Source organism: Amycolatopsis orientalis (assembly GCF_000943515.2).
GTDB classification, from domain to species: Bacteria; Actinomycetota; Actinomycetes; order Mycobacteriales; family Pseudonocardiaceae; genus Amycolatopsis; species Amycolatopsis orientalis.
Genome location: NZ_CP016174.1, coordinates 4,876,578 through 4,898,463, shown reverse-complemented (window position 1 = coordinate 4,898,463; position 21,886 = coordinate 4,876,578). Strand labels below are relative to the sequence as shown.

Genomic DNA, 21,886 nt, shown 5'->3' with positions numbered 1-21,886 from the left:
AGTGGTAATGACGGTTCTAACCGTCATTACCACTCACGAGACCGAGAGGGACCCCCGGTAACCTTGCGTCCATGACCGGCCCGGACGTACCTCTCTCTTTCAAGCTCGCGTACGTCCCCGGCGTGACGCCTTCCAAGTGGGTCCGGATCTGGAACGAGCGGTCGCCCGGTGTGCCGCTCGACCTCGTCCAGACGACCGCCGCGGAGGCGGCGGCGCTGGTCCGGGACCGCGAGGTGGACGCCGTCCTGCTGCGGCTCCCGATCGACCGCACCGGTCTGCACGCGATCCCGCTCTACACCGAGACCACGGTCGTCGTCGTCCCCAAGGACCACGTGGTCGCCGCCGCCGACGAGGTCACCGTCGAAGACATCGCCGACGACGTCGTGCTGCACCCGCTCGACGACACGCTGGACTGGGAGCGACCGCCCGGGAAACCGGCGCTGGACCGCCCGGCCACCACGGCGGACGCCATCGAGCTGGTCGCCGCCGGGGTCGGGCTCCTCGTCGTCCCGCAGTCACTGGCCCGGCTGCATCACCGCCGCGACCTGACCTACCGCCCGATCTCCGGGACGCCCGAGTCCGGCGTCGCGCTGTCCTGGCCGGAGGACGAGACCACCGACCTGATGGAGCAGTTCATCGGGATCGTCCGGGGCCGGACCGTCAACAGCACGCGGGGACGGCAGCAGACCCCGGAAAAGCAGGCTCAAGACAAGCAGAAGCAGGCCCCGGCGAAGAGCAAACGCCCCCAGCCCGGGGCTCGGAAGCCGCCGCCCGGCCGGCGCGGCGCTCCCAACGGCGGGAAGCGCCGCCGCAGGGGCTAGCTTTCGCTCCGTGCCGCCTTGACCCGCGCCTCCTCCTTGCGGACCTCGGCGTGGGTTTCGCGCTCCCGCTTCAGCCAATCCGGGGCGGCGGTCTTGATCTCTTCGATCTGCTCGGTGGTGAGGGCCTCGGTGATCCCGCCGCGCGCCAGGCCGCTGATGGAGATGCCCAGCTTCGCCGCGATGACCGGCCGCGGGTGCGGCCCGTTGCGGCGAAGCTCCCGCAGCCACTCGGGCGGCTCGGCCTGCAGCGCGTTCAGCTCGTCGCGGGAGATGACACCCTCCTGGAACTCCGCCGGGGTGGCCTCGAGGTACACGCCCAGCTTCTTCGCCGCTGTCGCGGGCTTCATCGTTTGAGGGGTCTTGTGCGACGTCATTGCCTCAGGGTAACGAGCGCCCTGGCGCCGGGAGTTCACGCCCTGTGATCAGCACGGCGTCCGTCACGCGCCCTCAGCGCTCGTACCGGTCTAGAGGTAGTCGAAGAACCGGTCCCACCACGACGGCGGCCGGTCCGGCGGGTAGAGGGCGTCGAATCCGCTGATGCCGGTGTACCTGGTCCACAGCGGATGTTCGGAGACGGGCAGGTAGCCGAGTGCTTCCAGTTCGTCTTCGATCCGTCTTCGTTCCGCCGCGGGGAAGAACTCCCGTTCCTCGTCTTCGTCGTAGCTGCCCGGATATCCCAGTGTCACCGCCACCAGGCCGCCGAAATTGCTGACCGTGACGGTCAGGTGGTCGACGGCCGACGTCGCGTCCGCCGGGATCACGATCCTGCCGAGATGGCTGGCGTCCTGGACGTGCCGGTCGACCTCGCAGGAGCAGCCGAATCGTCGGTCGAGCCGCTCGGCCAGCCGTTCGAACCGGGCCCGTTCGGCCGGGCCGTCGAAGTCGTGCGGCACCTCCCAGTGGCCGGGCTCGTCCAGCTCGCGCAGCATCGCCCAGGTCTGCTGTTCGTCGAGGGGCATCGTCGCCTCCCGGCCTCAGGTGGTCTAGTCCACTTATCGAATTGACCTTAACCAGCCGGATCCCGTGCGGACAATGGTGGGACGAATTCCGGCCGGAAAAAAGTTTCGCGGGGACCGATGGGTTTCCGCGCGGTCGTGTCTCTGCATGGGGGTAAGGACCGGAACGACCCTTGGGAGCGAGACATGCGCAAGCTCATCGTCACCATCCTGATGTCCCTCGACGGCCACTACGAAGGCCCGGGCGGGAACTTCATGGCCATGCCGCTGGACAACGAGTTCGACACCCACAACCACGCCGAACTGGCCGAAGCCGGGACCCTCCTGCTGGGCGCCAGGACATTCCAGCTGTTCCAGGGCTTCTGGCCGCAGATGGCGGGCGACCCGGCCGCGACCGAAGTGCACAAGGCGATTTCCCGGCGCAACGGCGAGATCGAGAAGGTGGTCGTCTCCGACACCCCCGCCGAAGAACAGGACGGGCCGTACCGCGACACCACCACGTTCGTCCGCCGGGCCGACGCGCACGAGTACATCGCCGGACTGAAGCGCGGTGAAGGCGCGCCCATCCTGATGTTCGGCAGCCGGGTGCTCTGGAACGACCTCCTCGCCGCCGGGCTCGTCGACGAGTTCCACATCGTGCTGGGGGCCGGCGTGCTCGGCGGCGGCACCCCCGCGTTCGACGGGAAGACGACCGCGCGCCTGCGGTTGCTGGGCAGCGAAACCCATGCGGGATCGGAGAACATCGTCCTCCGCTACGCCGTCGAAAAGCAGGGGTAGCGCCAGCGCTACCCGGAATCGGGGAGGCCGCCCTCCTGATCTTCGCGTCCGATCCGGCCATCGTTGTCGGTGTTGATCCGGTCGATGAAGGAGTGCGAATGACGGGCACGAGCACCACGACGGTACGCAAGGGCGTTGTGGTCCTGACGGTGGCGGGGCTGATGGGTACGGCGTGGACCACCGCGGCGGAGGCGGCCCCGTCCGGGGGCCAGGAGCTGCGGAAGAGCCTCGACTCGTTGGTGAGCCAGGAGAAATTCCCGGCCGCGCTGGCCTCGGTGACCAACCGGGGACGCACGACGTCACTGGTCGCGGGGTCCTCGCGGATCGATCGCCGGGTCCCCGTCCCGCGGGACGGCTCGGTCCGGGCAGGCAGCAACACGAAGACGTTCACCGCGATCGTCGTCCTGCAACTGGTGGCGGAGGGCAAAGTGGACCTGGACGCGCCGATCGACAAGTACCTGCCGGGACTCGTGCGCGGCGAAGGCATCGACGCCACCAAGATCACCATCCGGCAGCTGCTGCAGCACACCAGCGGGCTCCCGGACTACACCGAGCACCTCGGGCTGGGGGAGTTCGAGCGGATCCAGCACAGGTTCTTCCACCCGCACGATCTGCTCGCCGCGGCGCTGGCCCATCCGGCGAAGTTCGCCCCCGGCACCAAATGGGAGTACAGCAACACCGGTTACCTGCTGGCGGGCATGGTGATCGAGAAGGTGACCGGACGCCCGGTACAGGAGCAGATCACCGAACGCGTCATCAGGAAGGCGGGCCTGCGGCACACCTACTGGCCGCAGCCCGGCGACCAGACCATCCAGGGGCCGCACCCCCAGGGATACGCGATCGGCAGCGCCACGAGCGGCGAGGTGATCGACGTGACCGAGCTGGATCCGTCCTGGGGCGGGGCCGCGGGCCAGCTGATCTCGACGCCGAGCGACCTCGCGAAGTTCTTCCGAGTGCTGCTCGACGGGGCGTTGCTGCCGCGCGAGCAGCTGGCCGAGATGCGGAAAACCGTCGACGCCCCGTTGTTCCCGGGCGCCCGCTACGGCCTCGGCCTGATGAGCAACCCGCTCAGCTGCGGTGGCGTGTACTGGGGGCACGGCGGGGACATCCACGGGTTCGAGACCCGGGGTGGGGCCACGGAAGACGGCCGCACCGTCGGACTCGCGGTCACCGCGATGCCGGGGACCTTCGGCGACGGCGAGCGGGGCAGCGCCGCCGTGATGGCCACAGTGGACACCGCGTTCTGCAAGTGACCGGTCCGGTCCGTGAAGGACTCCTTCACTACCTTCAGGGTAGGGAAGGAGGCCTTCACTACCTTCAGGGTCAGGGGCCTGGCAAAGTCGCAGAGTTGCTGGTCCGCGCCGCTCCTGGGACGGCGGCCGGCGTGAGGGGTGTGTGGATTTAGGGACGTTCAACCTGGATCCACCGGTGTTGTTGGCGGGGTTGACGTGTCGTGGGCGCGCAAATGCCCTCTGGCTTGGGATGATTGTTCTTGCGACGAAACAAATCCACCTAGCGAGAGGGCATCTGCTGGATGCGATCTTCTCATACCGCCGGATCGGTGTCGGTGAGGTTCGATGATGCGGGTCTCGTGTCGTGCGCGGGGCTGGTCCCGGTGCTGCGGCTGGCCGAGGACATCGGCCTGGGCGGCCTGATCGAACAGCGGGTTGACCTGGGGATCCCGGTCGGTGCGAACACGGACGCGAAAGCACTCTCGGTCGTGGCGGGCATGGTCGCCGGCGCGGACTCAATCGAGGACCTGGACGTGATCCGGCATGGCGGGATGCGCCGGTTGTTCACCGGTCTCCGCGCGCCCTCGACGTGTGGGTCGTGGCTGCGCGGGTTCACCCACGGCCACGTCCGTCAGCTCACCTCGGCCGCCTCCGAGGCTCTGATCCGGCTGGCCGGGCGGGTGCCGTCGCTGCTGGCCGGCGTCGAGCAGCTGGCGTTCATCGATATCGATTCCAAGATCAAGGAAACCTACGGTCACGGCAAACAGGGCAGCGGGTTCGCCTATAACGGGATCCGCGGCCTGAACCACCTGATCGCCACCCTGTCGTCCCCGGTCTGCGCGCCGGTGATCCTGACCGCCCGGCTGCGCGGCGGGAACGCTGATTCCCGCCGCGGAGCGGCGTCGATGATCACCGAGGCGATCGGTCTCGCCCGCCGGTCCGGCGCGACCGGGACGCTCGTGGTCCGCGCGGATTCAGCGTTCTGCACCGGCCCGATCATCACCGCGATCCGCCGGACGGGCGCCTCATTCTCGGTCACCGCCCAGAAAAACGCGGCGGTGATGGCCACGATCAACGCTATCGGCGACGACGACTGGGGCCAGGTCGCTTACCGGCACCCGATCCCCGACCCCGAGACCGGTGAGTGGATCACGCACGCGGAGATCGCCGAAACAGTCCACACCGCGTTCACCAATGCCACCACCAACCCGGGCCAGATCACCACCGCGCGGCTGATCGTGCGCCGCACCCCGAGATTCACCACCACCGAGCAAGGCGAGCTGTTCCGCACCTGGAACTACCACGCCGTGTTCACCGACACCGGCTTCGACCTGCACACCGCCGACGAGTACCACCGCAAACACGCGATCATCGAACAGGTCTTCGCCGACCTCAACGACGCCGCCCTCGCCCACTTCCCCTCCGGCCGCTTCGCCGCCAACCAGGCCTGGCTCACCCTGGCCTGCCTCACCCACAACCTGCTCCGCGCCACCGGCAGCCTCACCAGCATGTTTCACGCCAAAGCCCGCACCGCAACCCTCCGCCGACATCTCATCACCATCCCCGCCCGCATCACCCGCACCGCCCGCCGCATCACCCTGCGACTACCAGCCAACTGGCCCTGGCAACACCACTACCAAGCACTCTTCACCGCAACACACCAAAGACTCTGACCCCCACCCCAACAACCAGGACCACAGTGGACACACCGGATGAGACGTCCGGCACCCCACCCTGCCACCAGCGAAAACACAAGATCGACAACATTGGCGAGATCAACACCCGCATCCACCGGTGGATCCAGGTTCAACGTCCCTAAATCCACACACCCCTCACTAGCGGTAACACTTGCGCGCCGCCAGTCACAGCGAGTGCCTTCATGGGCTCCCGGCTGCGGGAAGTGGTGGGGCTGGTGGTCAGTGCTGCTCGTGGTGGTCCGGGTGTGACGTCGCTGGTGTCTGCGGGGTTCGAGTGTGCCGGGTTCTGGGGGTATGTCCCTGATCCTCTGTTGATCAAGCTTCGCAACCGAGTGTGACCCGCGTCTATGAAGGAATTGGGACACTCAACGTCCCAATTCCTTCATAGACGGCTGCACCACCACGAAGAGGTACCCGACCTTCTGGGCAGGGAAGGAGTCCTTCACGGACAGCGCGGGGCCCAAGACACCGGTGACCGGGCAGGGTCAAGTCTCGTGAGTGGTAATGACGGTTAGAACCGTCATTACCACTCACGACTCCCAGTGCCGACGCCCCGCCAGCTAGTGCCAGGCCTAGAGGTTCTTGATGGCCGTCTTGAAGCCTTCCAGCGCCGCGCGATAGAAGCGGGGACCGTAGGACACCCGTGCCACGCCCAATTCCCGGAGCGCCGCCAGATCCAGTTCCTCGCCGACGTTCCCGTTGACCGGGCACCCGAGTTCGGTGACCAGCGCGGCGAGGTCGTCCCGCCGCCGCACACCGATCGGGTACACGCAGTCGGCGCCGGCCTCCCGGTAGAGCCTGCCCCGCCGGACGGCCTCGGCGAGCCTGTCCGCCTCAGGAATCCCGCGGTCACCCAGGAACGTGTCGACCCGGGCGTTGACGACGATCGGGACGCCCGCGTCGCTGGCGGCCGAACGGATGTCCGCGAGCCGCTGCGCGTGCTCGCCGGCGTCGACCAGCCCGCCCGTGGCGTGGTCGGTGTCCTCCAGGTTGCAGCCGACGGCACCGGTCTCCAGCAGCCGGTCCACGAATTCCCGCGGCGCCAGGCCGTAACCCGCTTCCGCGTCCACGGTCACCGGCACGGAGACCGCGCGGGCGACCCGGCCCGCCGCCGCGAACATCTCTTGCCACGGCGCGCCTTCGCCGTCGGGGTAGCCGAGCATGGCCGAGACGGCGGCACTGGCGGTGGCGACCGCGGGGAACCCCGCCTCCGCCACGACCTCGGCGCTCGCCGCGTCCCAGACGTTCGGCAGGACCAGCATTTTCCCAGTGTGCAGGCCGCGGAGCGTTTCGGCGCGAGCCTTCTGATCGGTCATCGGTCTCCTCCTCGTTCGGTACCGGACAGGGCGGGTGCCCGCGGAACTTCGGCCGGCCGCCTGCCCGGCATACCCAAGGCGACCAGCATGCCGGTGAAGGCGAACGCGACGACGGCGACCATCGCGGTCGTGAAACCACCGCCGAATTCCGACGGCGAGAGGTAACTTCCGGCACCGGCGAAAACGGCCACCGTCACCGCGACGCCGAACACCCCGCCGAAGATCCGCAACATCATGAACACGCCGGAAGCCTGGCCGATCTCGGGCGGCCGGACGGCCCCGACGACCGAGCGCTGCGCGGCGGGCATGGCCGAGGTGATGCCGACACCGCTGAGGATCAGCCCGGGCAGCAGAACGGCGTAGCTCGTGCCGGGTTCGGCGACCAGGGCGATCCAGCTCATGCCGATGGTCTGGAGCAGCAGCCCGGCGGCCACGAACGTCCGCGCGCTGTACTTGTCGGCCAGTTTGCCCGCGATGGGCGCGCAGATCATCAGGGTCGCGGTCCACGGCATCATCCGCAGCCCCGCCTCGAACGGCCCGAAGCCCTGCGCGGTCTGGAAGTACTGCGGCAGGAAGAACAACGTGCCGTACAGCGAGGCGAAGACGCAGAAGTTCGCCGCGTTGGCCGTGGAGAAGGCCCTCAGCCGGAAGAACCGCATCGGCAGCATCGGTGCTTCGCTGTGCCGCTCCCAGAAAACGAACGCGATCACCAGGGCGACGCCGAGTACCAGCGCGCCGAGCACCTCGGCGCTGCCCCAGCCCGCGAGGTTCCCCCGGACCAGTCCCCAGACGATGCCCAGCGCTCCCAAGGTCACCAGGACGACACCGCCCAGGTCGAACCGGTTGTTCGGGCCCGCGCTTTCGTCGACGCGGCGGAGCGTCAGCAGGACGGCGGCCACGCCGACCGGCAGGTTGAGCCAGAAGATCCACTGCCAGGCCAGCCCCTCGGCGATCGCGCCGCCGATGAACGGGCCGCTGAACGTCGCCAGTCCGGTGAGCCCCAGGTAGAGCCCCATCGCCTTGCCCCGCCGTTCGGGCGGGAAGATCGCGCTGATCAGGGTGAGCGACAACGGCAGCACCAGCGCGGCACCGGCGCCCTGCACCGTCCGCGCGGCGATCAGCGTGCCGATGTCCGCCGACAGCGCGCAGCCCACCGAGGCGAGCGTGAACACCGCGAGGCCGGTGACGAACATCCGGCGGCGGCCGAACCGGTCACCGAGTGCCGACCCGGTGAGCAGCAGGACGGCGAAGCTGAGGTTGTAGGCGTTGACGGTCCATTCGAGTTGCTCGATCGAGGCGGTCAGATCCCGGCGGATCGTGCCCAGCGCCGTCGTCACGACCTGGCTGTCCAGCGCCATCATGAACGACGCCAATGAGGCGAGCGCCAGAACCCACGCCTGTTTGGGTGTCAAGGTTTCTCCTTGGCGGGAAAGGGTTTTCGGGCAGGACGGCACACACGCCCGGCGGGCGTGTGTGGGTGTGGGAAGGATCAGCCGCGCAGCGAGCGGGGAAGCCCGAAGGCCGCGAGCTGTGAGTTGTCGAGGAACCGGGTCACCGCGGTGATCCGGTCGCCCGCGAGGGCCAGCACGAGTACCCCGTGCGCGTGGCAGATCGGCGTCCTCGGGTCGAGGAGGTAACAGCCGAAGGCGGGCTGGCCGTTCGCCCGGGTCGGGATCAGCGAGTAGCGGTGGCCGTCCCGGAACGCGACCGTCGCCAGGAAGTTCCCGACGGCGTCCGGGCCCTGGTACTCCAAGGGGAGCGGGGGCATCGTCAGCCAGGCGTCGTCGGTCAGCAGCGCCACGATGGTGTCGACGTCGCCGTTCTCGAAGGCGCGGGCGAACTCGTCGACGATCCGGCGTTCCCGCGGCGAATCCGGCAGGGGAGCGGTCTCCCGGTCGCCGTCCGGCAGCTCCCTGGCCAGTGCCGTGCGCGCCCGGTTCAGCGCGCTGGTCACCGCGTTCCCGGTGGTGTCGAGGATCTCCGCCACCTCGGCGGCGCGGAACCCGAGGACGTCCCGCAGCACCAGCACGGCCCGCTGCCGGGGCGGCAGCTGCTGGAGGGCCGCCAGGAACGCGAGCGAGATCGACTCCCTGACCTCGTACCGCGCCTCCGGACCGGGCACCTGATCGGCGATCTCGTCGAGCAGGACGTCGGGGTATGGCTCCAGCCAGCTGGGTTCCGGACGGCGGCGCGACGGCTCGGGCAACGGGACCTCCGATCGGTAGGCCGCGTGGTCCTGCGGGCGGCGGCCGCCTGTCCGCAGCGCGTTGAGGCAGCGGTTGGTCGCGATCCGGTACAGCCAGGTCCGCACGGACGCGCGTTCCTCGTACGCGCCGATCCCGCGCCACGCGGCCAGCAACGTCTCCTGCAGCAGATCCTCGGCGTCCTGCACCGAGCCCAGGATGCGGTAACAGTGCACCTGCAGCTCACGGCGGTACGGCGCGACGAGGTCACGGAACGCCTCGCCGTCGCCGGTCTTCGCCAGGGTCAGCAGTTCGTCCGCCCGCATGCCCGGCTCCTTCCTCCTGTGGTGTCTCTCGAAAGGATGGACACCGCCGCCGCCGGAAACTGGTCGGTCCCCGCCCAGTTTCCCCGGGATCCGCGGAAAACCGGTTCCCGGACCGGCTCTCCCGTGGCTACACTCGCCGCGTATCACCCCGACGAGGAAGGACAGGACCGTGCGTCATCGCCACGCCGCCGTCGTCCCCTCGGCTCGGTACGAGGTGATCCTCGTGTCTTCGCGCATCCGGTGCCTGCCGCGCGGCTAGCACCGGCTCCTTGACGAACGCCTGACCCGCTCGCGCCCTCTTCCCGTTGTCCCGCAACGGTGACGGCCGCCTGCGCGCGTTCGCCGGAATCGCGCTGTCGAAGTTTCCGGAGATCATCTCGAAAGGCCCGCGCCATGCGCACCGAACCACACCGTGTCCCCCTGTCCGCCGTCCGGAATCTGGGCATCCTCGCCCATGTGGACGCGGGCAAGACCACCCTCACCGAACGGATCCTGTACGTCACCGGCACCACCTACCAACGGGGTGAGGTCCACGACGGTACGACCGTGACCGACTTCGATTCCCAGGAGCGGGACCGCGGCATCACGATCTTCGCCGCCGCCGTCAGCTGTTCATGGGACGGTCATCGCCTCAACCTGATCGACACCCCCGGCCACGTCGACTTCTCCGACGAGGTCGAACGGTCGCTCCGGGTCCTCGACGGCGCGATCGCGGTGTTCGACGGCGTCGCCGGGGTCGAACCGCAGAGCGAATCGGTGTGGCGCCAGGCCGACCGGCACGGCGTGCCACGGATCGCGTTCGTCAACAAACTCGACCGCGCGGGCGCCGACCTGGACGCGGCCGTGGAGTCCATCCGGGACCGGCTGCATCCGCGTCCGCTCGTGGTCCAGCTGCCGATCGGGGCCGAGGACGGCTTCGTGGGCGTCGTCGACCTGCTGCGGATGCGCGCGCTCGTCTGGGCCGACGGTGCCGGGACGGCCGAGGAAGGCCCGGTTCCGGAGTCCCTTGTGGACGAAGCGAACCGGCGCCGCCGCCTGCTCGACGAGACCGTGGCGGAACTCCATCCGGCCGCGCTGGAGGAATTCTGCGCGTCGTCGTCGGTTTCGGCGGAGACACTGGTCGCGGCGCTGCGCGAGCTGACCCGGACCGGGGAGGGCGTCGTGGTGCTGTGCGGCTCGGCCTACCGCGACCGCGGCGTGGAGCCACTGCTGGAAGCCGCGGTGGCGTACCTGCCCGCACCGTCGGACGTCCCGCCGGTCCGCGGCGAGTACGAAGGCACGGCGCACGAGCGGCCCGCCGAGCCGTCGGCGCCGTTCGCGGCACTGGTGTTCAAGGTGACCTCGACCGCCACCGGGCGGTTGACGTACCTGCGGGTGTATTCGGGCACGATCCGGACTTCGGAGGCTGTGGTGGACGTGGGCAGCGGGCGGACCGAACGCGTCGGCCGCATCCTGCGGGTCCAGGCGGACCGGCACACGCGGGTGGACAGCGCCGCCGCGGGCGACATCGTCGCGGTGGTCGGGCTGAAGGCCGCCCGTGCGGGCGCGACGCTGTGCGCGCCGTCGGATCCGATTCTGCTCGAACCGCCCGTCGTCGCCGATCCGGTGGTGTCGGTCGCCGTCGAGGCACGGACGGGAACCGACACGGAACGGCTGATGACGGCGCTGACGCGGCTGGTCGAGGAGGACCCGTCGCTGGTCCTCCGGGCCGATCGCGAGACCGGCCAGACCCTGTTGTCGGGGATGGGCGAGCTGCATCTGGAGGTGGCGGTGGAGAAGATCCGTCGCGACCACGGACTCGACGTCGGCGTCGGGCGCCCGAGGGTGGCCTACCGCGAGACGGTCGCGCGTGGCGTGACCGGTTTCGTGCACCGGCATGTCAAACAGGACGGCGGCGCCGGGCAGTTCGCCCACGTCGTCATCGACACCGAACCACTGGAAGAAGGGGAGTTCGAATTCCGGTCCACTGTGGTCGGTGGCCGGGTGCCGCGCGAGTACGTCCGCGCGGTCGAAGCCGGTTGCCGGGACGCGCTGGCGGAAGGTCCGCTCGGCGGGCATCCGGTGACCGGTGTCCGGGTCACGCTGACCGACGGGGCCACCCACTCGAAGGACTCGTCGGAGATGGCGTTCCGGACGGCCGGGCGGTTCGCGCTCCGCGAGGCGTTGCGCGCCGGGGCGATGACGCTGCTGGAGCCGGTCGCCGAAGTGACCGTCACCGTGCCGGAAAGCGCTGTCGGCGTGGTGCTCGGCGATCTGGCCGCCCGGCGTGGCCGGGTGCTGGGTTCGACTGCGCGCGCGGGCACGACCGTGGTCACCGCGACGGTGCCGCTGGCCGAACTGTTCGGCTACGCGACGCGGCTGCGCGGCCGGACCCAGGGCCGGGGCACGTTCACCGCCCGGCCGACCGGGCATGCCCCGGCGCCGGTGGGGCAGCAGGCGCGGTAGACCGACGATGGCCCGCCCACGACGTTGTGGGCGGGCCATCGCCCGAACCGCTGTCATCCGGTGATCGGGCACCGGGTGACAGCCGTCTTCAGCCGGTCACGCCGACGGCCACGGCGGACGGCAGTTCTGCCGCGGCAGCGCGTGCGAACCGTTGGTGTACACACCGTCCGCGATCGTGTCCTCCATGATCGAGCGGTGATCGGTCGGCCGGGCCCACTGGTAGCACTGGTGCTGGGCGAAGTACCCGCCAGGTGCTTCGAAGGTGTCGAAGTGGCAGACACCGTCGGTCTCGATGCAGTAGCGGATGAACGGGATGCCACCGAAATCGGTGCGACCGGGACCGAACGACACGTAGCCGCCGAACGGCGACGGCGCGCCCGCACCCGGCGGGAGCACCGCGCTGATCCCGCGTCCCGGCGGACCGACCGGCTGCATCGGGTCGGCGAAGATCTTCGCGCTGAACCGCGACTTGTCCACGCCCAGCCTGCCGTCCGCGATGTCGTTCAGCACCAGGTTCGCGACCAGCGCGCCCTGCGAGTAGCCGACGACGGTGAACTCCGCCCCCGGGTTCTCGTCGAAGGAGCTCTGGACGACCCGCCGGGCTTCCTCGTGCCCGCGTGCGACGCTCTGGTCCATCGGCGTCTGGTCGCAGTTGGGCAGTCCGGCGGCCCCGGCCGGGTAATGGACCACCTTCCGGATCCCGCCCCGAAGCCAGGCGTTGTCGTACACGGTCGCGGCGCCGTCACAGGTGCCGCCGATGAGGATGTAGTAGTGCGCCTGGTCGGCCTGGGCCACCGGCGCGGTGACGCCGATCAGCCCGATGGCCAGCGCGGCCGCTGCCAGGACCCCCCTGAGTTTCTTCACATTCGACTCCCTTTCGCTCGACTACGGTGCGTGCTCGAACGCTAGGGATGCGTCATGAAATTCTGATGAAACGGCTTTCAGCGGTGGGCGAGGACGTTCACCACGTGACCGTCGGGGTCGCGGACGAAGAACCGCCGAACTCCCCACGGCTCGTCGGTCAGCTCGTGCACGATCTCCGCGCCGGACGCCTTCGCCTCCGCGTACGCCGCGTCGACGTCGTCGACCTGGATGGACGCGACCGGCACGACCGGCGCCGTCTCGTCATGCGTCATCAGGCTCAGCTGGACCTCGGGACGCGCCGGATCCGCCAGCGTCACGATCCAGCCGTGATCCATCACCACCTCGAAGCCGAGCACCCGCACGTAGAAGGCTTTCGCCTGCTCCAGCGACTTGCTCTCCAGATCCGGAACCACCCTCTTGATCGTCATGCGCCGATCCTGGCACAGGGGTCCGACGGTTCCGGGGGAGCAGGAGCGGCGTCGCGAGCATGAGCAGCCCGGCGATCCCGACCGCGGCCCGCGGGCCGGTGACCGCGGCGAGCAGTCCCCACGACGCGGTCAAGGCAGCGGTGGTGAGCTTCCCGGCGATCGACCAGGCCGACAGCGTGCGGGCCGCGCGGTCGAGGGGCACCAGCTCGAGCCTGCTGGTGGCGAGCACCGGAGCGAATACGCCGATACAGGTGATCAGGCAGAACTCGACGACGATGACCAGGAGCAGTCCCGAAACGCCGGGATGGAGGAAGACCAGCCCGACCGGCCAGCAGACGCGCAGCCAGCCGGCGACGAAGAGGACGCGCTCGCGGCCGTACCGGGCGACGACCCGCCGGGAGAGCCTTGCCCCGACCAGCCCCCCGAGACACGGCACGGCGAAGGCGACCGCGTACTCCCACGGGGCGAAGCCGAGCTGCCCGAGCATCAGGACGGCGACCAGCGGCGCGGTCGCCATGATCAGGCCGTTGACCAGGATCGTGTTGACGAAGAGGGGACGCAGCACCGGGTGGGTGAGGATGAATCGCCACCCTTCGCGAAGGTCGCGGCCGCTCAACCGGGGGCCGTCCCGCCTCGCGGGCGGCGGTTCCGCGCCACCGACGGCGCGGATCCCGGCCGCGGAGAGCAGATAGCTGACCGCGTCGGCGGCGACCGTGATCACCGGCCCGAACAGGCCGACGGCGAAGCCACCGAGCGGCGGGCCGAGCACGGTCGCGGTCCAGGTGGTGGACTCGAACCGGGCGTTCGCGACGAGCAGGTCTTCGCGGGGCAGCAGCGTTTTCAAGAAAGCGCCGCTGGCCGCCAGGAACGTGATGTCGGCCGCGGCGACCACGACCGAGACCACGAGAAGCTGGCCGAAACCGAGCAGCCCCAGCGCGTACGCCACCGGGACGGTCAGCAGCGCCACGCAGCGGACGAGGTCCATCGCGATCATCACCGGCCGTTTGCGGCGGAACTCGACCCAGGGGCCGAGCGGCAGCGCGACCACCGCGCCCGCCACGAGACCGGCGGACGCCAGCAGCGAGACCTCGGTGGTACCCGCGCCCAGCACCACGATGGCGATGATGCTGAACGCGTCGAACGCGAACCTGGTGCCGAAAGCGCTCGCCGCGTACGCCGCCCAAAGCCATCCGAATCGTCGCCCCAGCGACCGTCCACCCATGCGCGAGATCAAAGCAAGCCGCTGCGCCCAAGTCGAACAACGACCCGTGGACGGCCCACAACCGCGAGTTGTGGCCGCCGCTCAGAGATCCCCGAGCGCGGTGACCGGCGACTCGACACAGTCCGCGACGAACCGCAGGAACCCGCCCGCGGTCCCGCCGTCGCACACCCGGTGGTCGAACGCCAGCGTCAGCTCGCAGATCTTCCGCGCCACCAGCTCGCCGTCGACGACCCAGGCACGGTCGAGGATCCGGCCGATGCCGAGGATCGCCGCCTCCGGATGGTTGATGATCGCGGCCGACCCGTCCACCCCGAACACGCCGTAGTTGTTCACCGTGAACGTACCGCCGGCCGGGCTGGGTTTGCCTTCTCGTGCCTGGGTCGTCCGTTCGCGGATCGCCGCCGAAAGCTCCCTTGTGGACAGTGAGCCCGCGTCGCGGACGACCGGTACGACGAGACCGCGGTCGGTCTGTGCCGCGAAACCGAGGTTGATGTCGCGCAACTGGACGATCTCCTCGCCCTCGACGCGCGAGTTCAGCTCGGGGTACTTCCGCAGCCCAGCCACGGCGAACCGGGCGATGAGACCGAGGAGACTCACCGGGCGGTCCGGTGCCGAGGCGTTGAGCGACTTCCGCGCCGTGACGAGTTCCGTCGCGTCGACGTCGACCCAGACCGTCGCTTCGGGGATCTGGCGCCGCGAGGTCGTCAGCTTGTCGGCGACCGCCTTGCGGACCCCGGTCAGCGGGATCCGCGTCTCGCCGTCCCGCTGCTCCGGGACGGTGAGCGCCGCTTCGACGTCGGCGCGCCGGATGATGCCGCCAGGACCGGTTCCGGTGAGCTTCGTCAGGTCGATCCGGTTGTCGGCGGCCATCTTCCGGACGAAGGGCGAGATCACGCCGGGTGCTTTCGAGGGCTTCTCGGGAGTGGCGACGACGGTGCGCGTCCGGCGGCGCCTCGTCGTGGTGGTCGTGCCGTAGCCGATGAGGACGTTGCCGCTGCCTTCGCTCGCGGTCGTCACGCCCGGCTCGGCGAAACCGGGGCCGATGGTGAGCAGGGGAGCTCCGACCGGCAGTGACTGGCCGGGTTCGCCGTGGAGGCGGGGGACCACACCGGCGAACGGCACCGGCACCTCGACCGCGGCCTTCGCGGTCTCGACCTCGACGACCGGCTGGTCGACACCGACGGTGTCGCCTTCCGCGACGAGCCAGTTCACGATCGACGCCTCGGTCAGTCCTTCGCCGAGGTCCGGGAGCAGGAAGTCAGGCACCGGCCACCGCCGGCTGGTCGTTCCACTGCAGGCGGGCGATGGTGTCCAGGATCCGGTCGACGTCCGGAAGCTGGTGGCGTTCCAGTTTCGGTGGCGGATAAGGGATGTCGAGCCCCGTCACCCGCAGGACGGGCGCGTGCAGCTGATGGAAGCATTGTTCCGTGACGCGGGCGACGACCTCGGCGCCGTAACCGCCGAACCCGGCGGCTTCGTGGACGACGACAGCGCGCCCGGTGCGCCGCACCGAGGCGGTGACGGTCTCGTCGTCGAACGGCGTCAGCGACCTGAGGTCGACCACCTCGACGTCCCAGCCCTCGGCGGTCGCCGCCTCCGCGGTCTCCAGTGCCGTCGCGACCATCGGGCCGTAGGCGATCAGCGTGACGTCCTTGCCCTCGCGTCGGACGACCGCGCGGTCCATCGGGGTGTTGCCGCGGGTGAAGGAGACCGGTTCCTTCGACCAGTACCGGCATTTGGGTTCGAGGAAGATCACCGGATCCGGTGAGTCGATCGCGTCGCGCAGGAGGTCGTAGGCGTCCTGTGGGGTGCCGGGCGTGACGACGCGCAGGCCGGGCGTGTGGGTGTAGTAGGCCTCGCTCGAATCGCAGTGGTGCTCGACGCCGCCGATCCCGCCGGCGTAGGGGATCCGGATGACCATCGGCAGCGAAAGCGCGCCGCGGGTGCGGTTCCGCAGCTTCGCGACGTGCGAGGTGATCTGCTCGAAGGCGGGATAGGCGAAGGCGTCGAACTGCATCTCGACGACCGGACGGAAACCGCCCATCGCCATCCCGACCGCGAAGCCCACGATGCCGGATTCGGCCAGGGGCGTGTCGAAACAGCGCTCCTCGCCGAAATCGGCGGTGATCCCGTCGGTCACCCGGAACACCCCGCCGAGCGGCCCGACGTCCTCGCCGAAGATCAGCACGCGGTCGTCGTCCTTGACGGAGTCGCGCAGTGCGGCGTTGAGTGCCTGCGCCATCGAAAGCTCGTTCATCAGGCCTCCACTGCTTCGAGTTCGGCGACGATCTGCGCGCGCTGGGCGATCAGGTGCCGGGTCGGCTCGGCGTAAACGTGCTCGAACAGGGAGAGCGGGTCGGGCTCGACGTCGGCGTTGAGCGTGTCGCGCACGCCGGCCGCGAAGGTCTCGGCTTCGGCACGGAAGCGCTCGATGTCCTTTTCGGACAGCAGGTTCTCGTTCGTCAGGTAGGTCTCCAGACGGCGGACCGGGTCGGCCGCACGCCACTTCTCGACCTCGGCCGGGTCGCGGTAGCGGGTGGCGTCGTCGGCGTTGGTGTGCGCGTCGATCCGGTAGGTGTGCGCCTCGACGAGCACCGGTCCTCGACCGGAACGGGCGTGCGCGACGGCGTCGTCCAGGACCGAGAGCACGGCGAGGGCGTCGTTGCCGTCGACCTGTTCGGACCGGACGCCGTAGCCGACGCCCTTGTAGGCGAGCGCGGGCGCGGCGCTCTGCTTCTCGAACGGCACCGAAATCGCGAAACCGTTGTTCTGCACGAAAAAGACGGCGGGCGCCTGGAACACGGCCGCGAAGTTGAGCGCCTCGTGGAAGTCGCCCTCACTCGTGGCGCCGTCGCCGATGAGCGCGAACGCGACGGCCTCCTCGCCGCGGCGCCGCAGCGCGTGCGCGAGCCCGGCCGCGTGCAGGGTCTGGGTGGCCAGCGGCGTGCACTGCGGCGCGACCCGGGTCGCGGCGGGGTCGTAGCCGCAATGCGCGTCGCCGCGGAGCAGCGTGAGGACCTCGCCCGGGTCGAGCCCGCGGGCGACCAGGGCGACCGAGTCGCGGTAGGTGGGGAAGAGCCAGTCGGCGTCGGTGAGGGCGAGCGCGCTCGCGACCTGGCAGGCCTCCTGGCCGGCACTCGACGGGTAGACGGCGAGGCGGCCCTGTTTGGTCAGCGCGGTCGCCTGGACGTCGAACCGGCGGCCGAGCACCATCAGCCGGTATGCCTCGACGAGCCGGTCGGCGGGCGGTTCGGAGTAGCCGTCGTGCTCGTCGACGCGCGTGCCGTCCTCGGCGAGGAACCGCACCGGGGTTTCGGACGGCAGCAACGCGGCGGCAGGGGTCTCTCGCGACATGGCGCAACACCACCTTTCACAGACATATGATGCTGAGATGGTGGTTTCCGGAGTCCCAGTGTTCAAGAGGCAGGCGAAATGAGCGACAAACTGCCCGAGGGATCGGTTCAGACGAGCCAGGCGTCCAGCAGTGGCGTGGCTCACGGGCCGCATCCGGGACGAACGGTCCTTGCCCTCGACGACATCGACCGCGCCATCCTCGCCGAGCTGTCGGCCGACGGCAGGCTCGCCGTCCGCGCGCTGGCCGAGCGGCTGCACATTTCACGCACCAACGCCTACGCGAGGCTGGATCGGCTGGGGTCCGAAGGCGTGATCACCGGCTTCGGCGCGAAGATCGATCCGCGGCGGGCGGGCCTCGGAACGAGCGCGTACATCCTGATCACCGTCGAGCAGACGTCGTGGCGGACGATGTCGGCCGAGTTGCGGGAGATCCCGTACGTCGAGCACGTGTCGCTGGTCGGCGGCGACTTCGACATCCTGCTGCTCGTGCGGACGCCGGACAACGCATCCCTGCGCGACGTCGTCCTGGAACGGCTACAGGCCCTGGACGGCGTCCGGTCCACCCGGACCTGGCTGATCTTCGAGGAGCAGCCCGGCGTCGCGCCTCGTGAGTGGTGATCGTCGAGTCCGTGAAGGCCTCCTTGAGGGACTCTGGTTCCCTCAAGGAGGCCTTCACGGACCGGGCCCGGGAACGACCCACTCACGAGGCTCTGGGGCGCGGGCACTGCCGCGGCCGTAACATCGGGCGCGCTTTCGCCGAATACAGGCGGGTTCGACGGCGGAGGCGGAGGAATCGTGACGCGCGTGCTGCTCCTGTTGTCGGCTGCCGTGTTCTTCTGCGGGACCGCCTATGCGTCACCGGATCCGCCGACGCGCCCGGTCGTGACGGTCACGACGAGCGTCGCTCCGACGACGGTCTCACCGACGGAGCTGACTACGACGGTCGTCGTCCCGTCGATCACCGCCGCACCGCCCACGACCAAACCGCCCACTACGACCAAGACCAAGCGGCTCACGGCGGACCAGCGGCGGGCAGCCTGCCGCAAGGACGAGAACCAGTGCTACGAGCCGGGGACGAACATCAAGTGCCAGACAGGCGGCTGCGTCGACAGGGCGCGCGGATTGACACAGCGAGACGTCGAGACGGAGCGCGACAAGTGGCTGCGAGAGCACCCGGGCTGGTGTCCCGTGGGCGAGACCGGTGCGGTGGCGCCCTGTTGACCGACCCGGCGTCACCGAAGCCGGACCGGCGGCCCCATTCGGGTGATAACGGTTCGGCATTCGATGTATCTGCCCGTCACTCCATTGACACCTCCCTACGATCGCGGCGACTGGGTGGAGGAGTGCGGTGACGGTGGACGGCGTGGGTCAGGATTATCTGACGCGGCAGGTCGGGGCGTTGCTCGAAGCGATTCGCGAGGAGGGGCCGGTCGGCGAGGGCAGACGCAGCTTCCGGCTCGCCGGGCATCTCGCCGCGGAGGGCGGGTTCCATCTCGGCGACATCCTCGCCGCGACGGCGCAGTTGCTGGCGGTCCACGCCTGGAACAACGGTTACCTCGCCGCGGCGGAACTGCTGACGCGCCGGATGCGGGACTTCGGCGCCGAGTCGGCGGAGCTGGTGCAGCATCTTGTGCGGCTGGAGACCGGATGCGAACAGGGATGGCTCCTGCGGGAGGACCGCGAAGCCCTCATCGACTACGCGCGGCGGGCCCGGCGTCCCGACATCGAGCAGCGGGCGCAGGCGATCGAGCCGCTGCTGCCCGGGGTCACCGGCCCCGAGCGTCCTGATCGGATGGCCAGTGAGTCGTGAGATAGTGCTCGGGATCCGCGAGGACGGCGCGGATCACCGCGCCGGCCGCGCCGCGTACGGCGGCTCTAGTGCCGAGCGACGAGCGGACGAGCCGCACCGGCGACCACGCCGTACTGGGCACACGGCGCTCCAGTTCGGCGAGGAGTGGCTCACGAAGCCAAGGTTCGAGCCGGGCGTAGGTTCCGCCTAGCACCACCGCCGGGACGTCCATCAGATTGACCACAGTGGACAGTCCGACGCCGAGGTGGCCCGCCGCGGTGGCGACGGCGACGGCGGCCGCGTCGTTTCCCGCTTCGAGAGCGGAGATCAGGTCGTCCACCGTCTCGGCGCCCGCGAGCCGCAGGATCTCCTCCTGTCCGGCCATCCGTTCCAGGCAGCCGTTGGCGCCGCAGGAACACGGCGGACCGTCGGGAGCCACCGGCAGATGCCCGATCTCGCCGCCCGCGCCGCGCACGCCCTCGAACAGGGCACGGTCCAGCACGATTCCCGCGCCGATCCCGATCTCGCCGGACACATGGACGAAATCGGGCAGCGCCGAGCCGTGCCAGAGTTCGGCGAGTGCGGCGAAGTTGGCTTCGTTGGCGACGGTGAAGGTCTCCCCGAGCCGGTCGGCGAGGTCGACGTCGCGCCAGCCCAGGTTGGGGGCGAGTCGGACGAGCCCGCTGGAGGATTCGACCACACCCGGCACCGCGACGCCGACGCCGGCGACGGGCACCCCCAGCGCCTCCGCCTGCTTCCGTGCGCTGCGCAGGAACGCCGACACACGCTGGAAAACACGCGGAGTCCGGTTGTCCGCGTACCGGACCTCCTCGGCCCGGACGGTGCCGGTCAGATCGACCAGGCAGGACGCCAGGTAGTCGACACCGATCTCGATGCCGAGCCCGTGCGGGCCGGTGGGGGACAGGGAGACGACGGTGCCGCGCCGCCCTGGGCCGACGCGTCGCTCCGGTTCGCCTTCGGCCACGAGATCCGCGCCGATGAGGCGGTCGACCACGCTCGACACGGTGGCTTTCGTGAGTCCGGTGGCGGCGGAAAGGCCCGCGCGTGAGGTGCCCGGGCCGTCCGCGATCGCGCCCAGAACGAGGGCGGCGTTGTGCTGCCGCACGGTGTGCTGTCCCGCCGGGCGCGTGCCGATCATCGCGCGATTGTATTCGTTCGATGCCTGAACGAAAGCCTTGACCCGCCGGGGTGCGCGTGGATAAGTTCAGGCATCAAACTAATTCGTGGAGGCATTGATGGCTCAGGCACCGACGCGTGAGGACAAGTTCAGCTTCGGGCTGTGGACCGTGGGCTGGCAGGCGAACGACATGTTCGGCCCGGCCAGTCGCGGCCCGCTCGATCCGGTCGACGCGGTGCACCGGCTTTCCGACCTCGGTGCCTGGGGCATCACCTTCCACGATGACGACCTCGTCCCGTTCGGCTCGTCCGACGCGGAGCGCGCGCGGCATTTGAAGCGCTTCCAGGCCGCGCTCGCCGAGACCGGCCTCGTCGTCCCGATGGTGACCACGGACCTGTTCCGCCACCCCGTCTTCAAGGACGGCGGCCTGACCAGCAACGACCGCGAGGTCCGCCGGTTCGCGCTGCGGAAGGTGCTGCGGAACCTCGACCTCGCCGCCGAATTCGGCGCGTCGACGTTCGTGCTCTGGGGCGGCCGCGAAGGCAGCGAGACCGATGCCGCGAAGGACGTCCGCGCGGCGATGGACCGTTACCGCGAGGGCATCGACTTCCTGGCCCAGTACGTCATCGACCAGGGCTACGGGCTTCGGCTCGCGCTGGAGCCGAAGCCGAACGAGCCGCGCGGCGACATCCTGCTGCCGACCGTCGGCCACGCGCTCGCGTTCATCTCCACGCTGCAGAACCACGAGATCGTCGGCGTGAACCCGGAGGTCGGGCACGAGCAGATGGCCGGGCTCAACATCGTCCACGGCATCGGGCAGGCGCTGTGGCAGGGCAAGCTGTTCCACATCGACCTCAACGGCCAGCGCGGCCCGCGGTTCGACCAGGACCTCGTGTTCGGCCACGGTGACGTCCTGTCGTCGTTCTTCCTCGTCGACCTGCTGGAGAACGGCGGTTACGACGGGCCCCGCCACTTCGACTACAAGCCGCTGCGCACGGAGAACATGGACGGCGTCTGGGCCAGCGCGGAGGCGAACATGGCCAGCTATCTCCTCTTCGCCGAACGTTCGCGTGCCTTCCGGGCCGACCCAGAGGTGCAGGCGGCGCTGGAGACGGCCCTTGTCCCGGAACTGGCGACGCCGACGCTCAACGACGGCGAAACGGCCGCGGACCTGCTGGCCGACCGTTCGGCGTTCGAGGACTTCGACGCGGACAAGGTGGCGGAGCGCGGCTATGGCTTCGTCCGCCTGTCCCAGCTGGCGCTCGAACACCTCACCGGGGCCCGCTGACCCTCATCCTCAAGTGTTATGAACGGGACTTTCATTGCAAAATTTGCAAT

General features: G+C 69.6%; 21 protein-coding genes. 9 read left to right on the top strand and 12 right to left on the bottom strand.

What is annotated here, in order from left to right; genetic code table 11:
* Positions 1–71: 71 nt before the first annotated feature.
* Entirely contained in the window at positions 72–821 is a 750-nt protein-coding gene (locus SD37_RS21465) for a LysR substrate-binding domain-containing protein (protein ID WP_044856408.1), read from the top strand.
* Here SD37_RS21465 and SD37_RS21460 read toward each other — a convergent pair.
* Positions 818–1,168: a DUF5997 family protein gene (locus SD37_RS21460; protein ID WP_201788913.1), complete on the bottom strand. Its 351-nt coding sequence runs from the start codon at positions 1,166–1,168 to the stop codon at positions 818–820. The genes SD37_RS21465 and SD37_RS21460 overlap by 4 nt on opposite strands.
* A gap of 117 nt (positions 1,169–1,285) precedes the next feature.
* Positions 1,286–1,780 carry a hypothetical protein gene (locus SD37_RS21455; protein ID WP_044856406.1) on the bottom strand — a complete coding sequence of 165 codons (495 nt, stop codon included), beginning with the start codon at positions 1,778–1,780 and terminating at the stop codon, positions 1,286–1,288.
* 183 nt (positions 1,781–1,963) lie between these two features.
* Between SD37_RS21455 and SD37_RS21450 the strand changes: the two genes are divergently transcribed.
* The 3 genes from SD37_RS21450 (at position 1,964) to SD37_RS21440 (ending at position 5,459) form a co-directional block, all read left to right on the top strand.
* Positions 1,964–2,554: a dihydrofolate reductase family protein gene (locus SD37_RS21450; RefSeq protein WP_044856405.1), complete on the top strand. Its 591-nt coding sequence runs from the start codon at positions 1,964–1,966 to the stop codon at positions 2,552–2,554.
* 98 nt (positions 2,555–2,652) lie between these two features.
* Positions 2,653–3,807, top strand: coding sequence for a serine hydrolase domain-containing protein (locus SD37_RS21445; protein ID WP_044856404.1), 1,155 nt, complete (start codon positions 2,653–2,655; stop codon positions 3,805–3,807).
* Positions 3,808–4,121: 314 nt separating this feature from the next.
* The gene (locus SD37_RS21440) at positions 4,122–5,459 is read left to right on the top strand and encodes an IS1380 family transposase (RefSeq protein ID WP_236725074.1); all 1,338 of its coding nucleotides are present in this window, start codon (positions 4,122–4,124) and stop codon (positions 5,457–5,459) included.
* Positions 5,460–6,055: 596 nt separating this feature from the next.
* Here the strand turns inward: SD37_RS21440 and SD37_RS21435 are convergent.
* The 3 genes from SD37_RS21435 to SD37_RS21425 all read right to left on the bottom strand — a co-directional run bounded on the left by SD37_RS21435 (position 6,056) and on the right by SD37_RS21425 (position 9,308).
* Positions 6,056–6,799, bottom strand: coding sequence for an isocitrate lyase/PEP mutase family protein (locus SD37_RS21435; RefSeq protein ID WP_044851864.1), 744 nt, complete (start codon positions 6,797–6,799; stop codon positions 6,056–6,058).
* Positions 6,796–8,211, bottom strand: coding sequence for an MFS transporter (locus SD37_RS21430; RefSeq protein WP_044851865.1), 1,416 nt, complete (start codon positions 8,209–8,211; stop codon positions 6,796–6,798). The genes SD37_RS21435 and SD37_RS21430 overlap by 4 nt, the downstream gene beginning before the upstream one ends.
* A gap of 77 nt (positions 8,212–8,288) precedes the next feature.
* A complete protein-coding gene (locus tag SD37_RS21425; RefSeq protein ID WP_044851866.1) occupies positions 8,289–9,308 on the bottom strand; it encodes a sigma-70 family RNA polymerase sigma factor in 1,020 nt (339 codons plus the stop codon).
* Positions 9,309–9,701: 393 nt separating this feature from the next.
* Between SD37_RS21425 and fusA the strand changes: the two genes are divergently transcribed.
* Positions 9,702–11,753, top strand: coding sequence for an elongation factor G (fusA, locus tag SD37_RS21420; RefSeq protein WP_044851867.1), 2,052 nt, complete (start codon positions 9,702–9,704; stop codon positions 11,751–11,753).
* Between the two features lie 96 nt (positions 11,754–11,849).
* Here fusA and SD37_RS21415 read toward each other — a convergent pair whose 3' ends face one another.
* From SD37_RS21415 to pdhA, 6 genes are all read right to left on the bottom strand, one after another.
* On the bottom strand, positions 11,850–12,617 hold the full coding sequence (locus tag SD37_RS21415; RefSeq protein ID WP_044851868.1) for a PE-PPE domain-containing protein: 768 nt from the start codon (positions 12,615–12,617) through the stop codon (positions 11,850–11,852).
* Positions 12,618–12,694: 77 nt separating this feature from the next.
* Positions 12,695–12,973 carry a VOC family protein gene (locus SD37_RS21410; RefSeq protein ID WP_235783606.1) on the bottom strand — a complete coding sequence of 93 codons (279 nt, stop codon included), beginning with the start codon at positions 12,971–12,973 and terminating at the stop codon, positions 12,695–12,697.
* The gene (locus tag SD37_RS21405) at positions 12,879–14,267 is read right to left on the bottom strand and encodes an MFS transporter (protein WP_145926687.1); all 1,389 of its coding nucleotides are present in this window, start codon (positions 14,265–14,267) and stop codon (positions 12,879–12,881) included. The genes SD37_RS21410 and SD37_RS21405 overlap by 95 nt, the downstream gene beginning before the upstream one ends.
* Before the next feature lie 81 nt (positions 14,268–14,348).
* Positions 14,349–15,533: a dihydrolipoamide acetyltransferase family protein gene (locus tag SD37_RS21400; protein WP_065912916.1), complete on the bottom strand. Its 1,185-nt coding sequence runs from the start codon at positions 15,531–15,533 to the stop codon at positions 14,349–14,351.
* Entirely contained in the window at positions 15,526–16,524 is a 999-nt protein-coding gene (locus tag SD37_RS21395; protein ID WP_044851871.1) for an alpha-ketoacid dehydrogenase subunit beta, read from the bottom strand. Before SD37_RS21395 ends, SD37_RS21400 begins: the two co-directional genes overlap by 8 nt.
* Positions 16,524–17,621 carry a pyruvate dehydrogenase (acetyl-transferring) E1 component subunit alpha gene (pdhA, locus tag SD37_RS21390; protein ID WP_044851872.1) on the bottom strand — a complete coding sequence of 366 codons (1,098 nt, stop codon included), beginning with the start codon at positions 17,619–17,621 and terminating at the stop codon, positions 16,524–16,526. The genes SD37_RS21395 and pdhA overlap by 1 nt, the downstream gene beginning before the upstream one ends.
* Positions 17,622–17,756: 135 nt before the next feature.
* Here pdhA and SD37_RS21385 point away from each other — a divergent pair, with 135 nt between their 5' ends.
* The 3 genes from SD37_RS21385 (at position 17,757) to SD37_RS21375 (ending at position 19,431) form a co-directional block, all read left to right on the top strand.
* The gene (locus SD37_RS21385) at positions 17,757–18,239 is read left to right on the top strand and encodes an Lrp/AsnC family transcriptional regulator (RefSeq protein WP_065913101.1); all 483 of its coding nucleotides are present in this window, start codon (positions 17,757–17,759) and stop codon (positions 18,237–18,239) included.
* 177 nt (positions 18,240–18,416) lie between these two features.
* Positions 18,417–18,842, top strand: coding sequence for a hypothetical protein (locus SD37_RS21380; protein ID WP_044851873.1), 426 nt, complete (start codon positions 18,417–18,419; stop codon positions 18,840–18,842).
* A 133-nt stretch (positions 18,843–18,975) separates the two neighbouring features.
* Entirely contained in the window at positions 18,976–19,431 is a 456-nt protein-coding gene (locus tag SD37_RS21375) for a hypothetical protein (protein WP_236725072.1), read from the top strand.
* Here the strand turns inward: SD37_RS21375 and SD37_RS21370 are convergent.
* A complete protein-coding gene (locus SD37_RS21370) occupies positions 19,388–20,569 on the bottom strand; it encodes an ROK family transcriptional regulator (protein ID WP_044851875.1) in 1,182 nt (393 codons plus the stop codon). The two genes, SD37_RS21375 and SD37_RS21370, sit on opposite strands and share 44 nt — an antisense overlap.
* Before the next feature lie 97 nt (positions 20,570–20,666).
* On the opposite strand from SD37_RS21370, the gene xylA reads away from it, so the two are divergent.
* Entirely contained in the window at positions 20,667–21,836 is a 1,170-nt protein-coding gene (xylA, locus tag SD37_RS21365; RefSeq protein WP_044851876.1) for a xylose isomerase, read from the top strand.
* Positions 21,837–21,886 lie beyond the last annotated feature (50 nt).

What these genes read in the sequence shown, in the direction of transcription:
- SD37_RS21465 (WP_044856408.1), top strand. Translation starts at nt 72, where the DNA reads ATGACCGGCCCGGACGTACCTCTCTCTTTCAAGCTCGCGTACGTCCCC.
- SD37_RS21460 (WP_201788913.1), bottom strand. Translation starts at nt 1,168, where the DNA reads ATGAAGCCCGCGACAGCGGCGAAGAAGCTGGGCGTGTACCTCGAGGCC.
- SD37_RS21455 (WP_044856406.1), bottom strand. Translation starts at nt 1,780, where the DNA reads ATGCCCCTCGACGAACAGCAGACCTGGGCGATGCTGCGCGAGCTGGAC.
- SD37_RS21450 (WP_044856405.1), top strand. Translation starts at nt 1,964, where the DNA reads ATGCGCAAGCTCATCGTCACCATCCTGATGTCCCTCGACGGCCACTAC.
- SD37_RS21445 (WP_044856404.1), top strand. Translation starts at nt 2,653, where the DNA reads ATGACGGGCACGAGCACCACGACGGTACGCAAGGGCGTTGTGGTCCTG.
- SD37_RS21435 (WP_044851864.1), bottom strand. Translation starts at nt 6,799, where the DNA reads ATGACCGATCAGAAGGCTCGCGCCGAAACGCTCCGCGGCCTGCACACT.
- SD37_RS21425 (WP_044851866.1), bottom strand. Translation starts at nt 9,308, where the DNA reads ATGCGGGCGGACGAACTGCTGACCCTGGCGAAGACCGGCGACGGCGAG.
- fusA (WP_044851867.1), top strand. Translation starts at nt 9,702, where the DNA reads ATGCGCACCGAACCACACCGTGTCCCCCTGTCCGCCGTCCGGAATCTG.
- SD37_RS21405 (WP_145926687.1), bottom strand. Translation starts at nt 14,267, where the DNA reads ATGGGTGGACGGTCGCTGGGGCGACGATTCGGATGGCTTTGGGCGGCG.
- SD37_RS21395 (WP_044851871.1), bottom strand. Translation starts at nt 16,524, where the DNA reads ATGAACGAGCTTTCGATGGCGCAGGCACTCAACGCCGCACTGCGCGAC.
- pdhA (WP_044851872.1), bottom strand. Translation starts at nt 17,621, where the DNA reads ATGTCGCGAGAGACCCCTGCCGCCGCGTTGCTGCCGTCCGAAACCCCG.
- SD37_RS21370 (WP_044851875.1), bottom strand. Translation starts at nt 20,569, where the DNA reads ATGATCGGCACGCGCCCGGCGGGACAGCACACCGTGCGGCAGCACAAC.
- xylA (WP_044851876.1), top strand. Translation starts at nt 20,667, where the DNA reads ATGGCTCAGGCACCGACGCGTGAGGACAAGTTCAGCTTCGGGCTGTGG.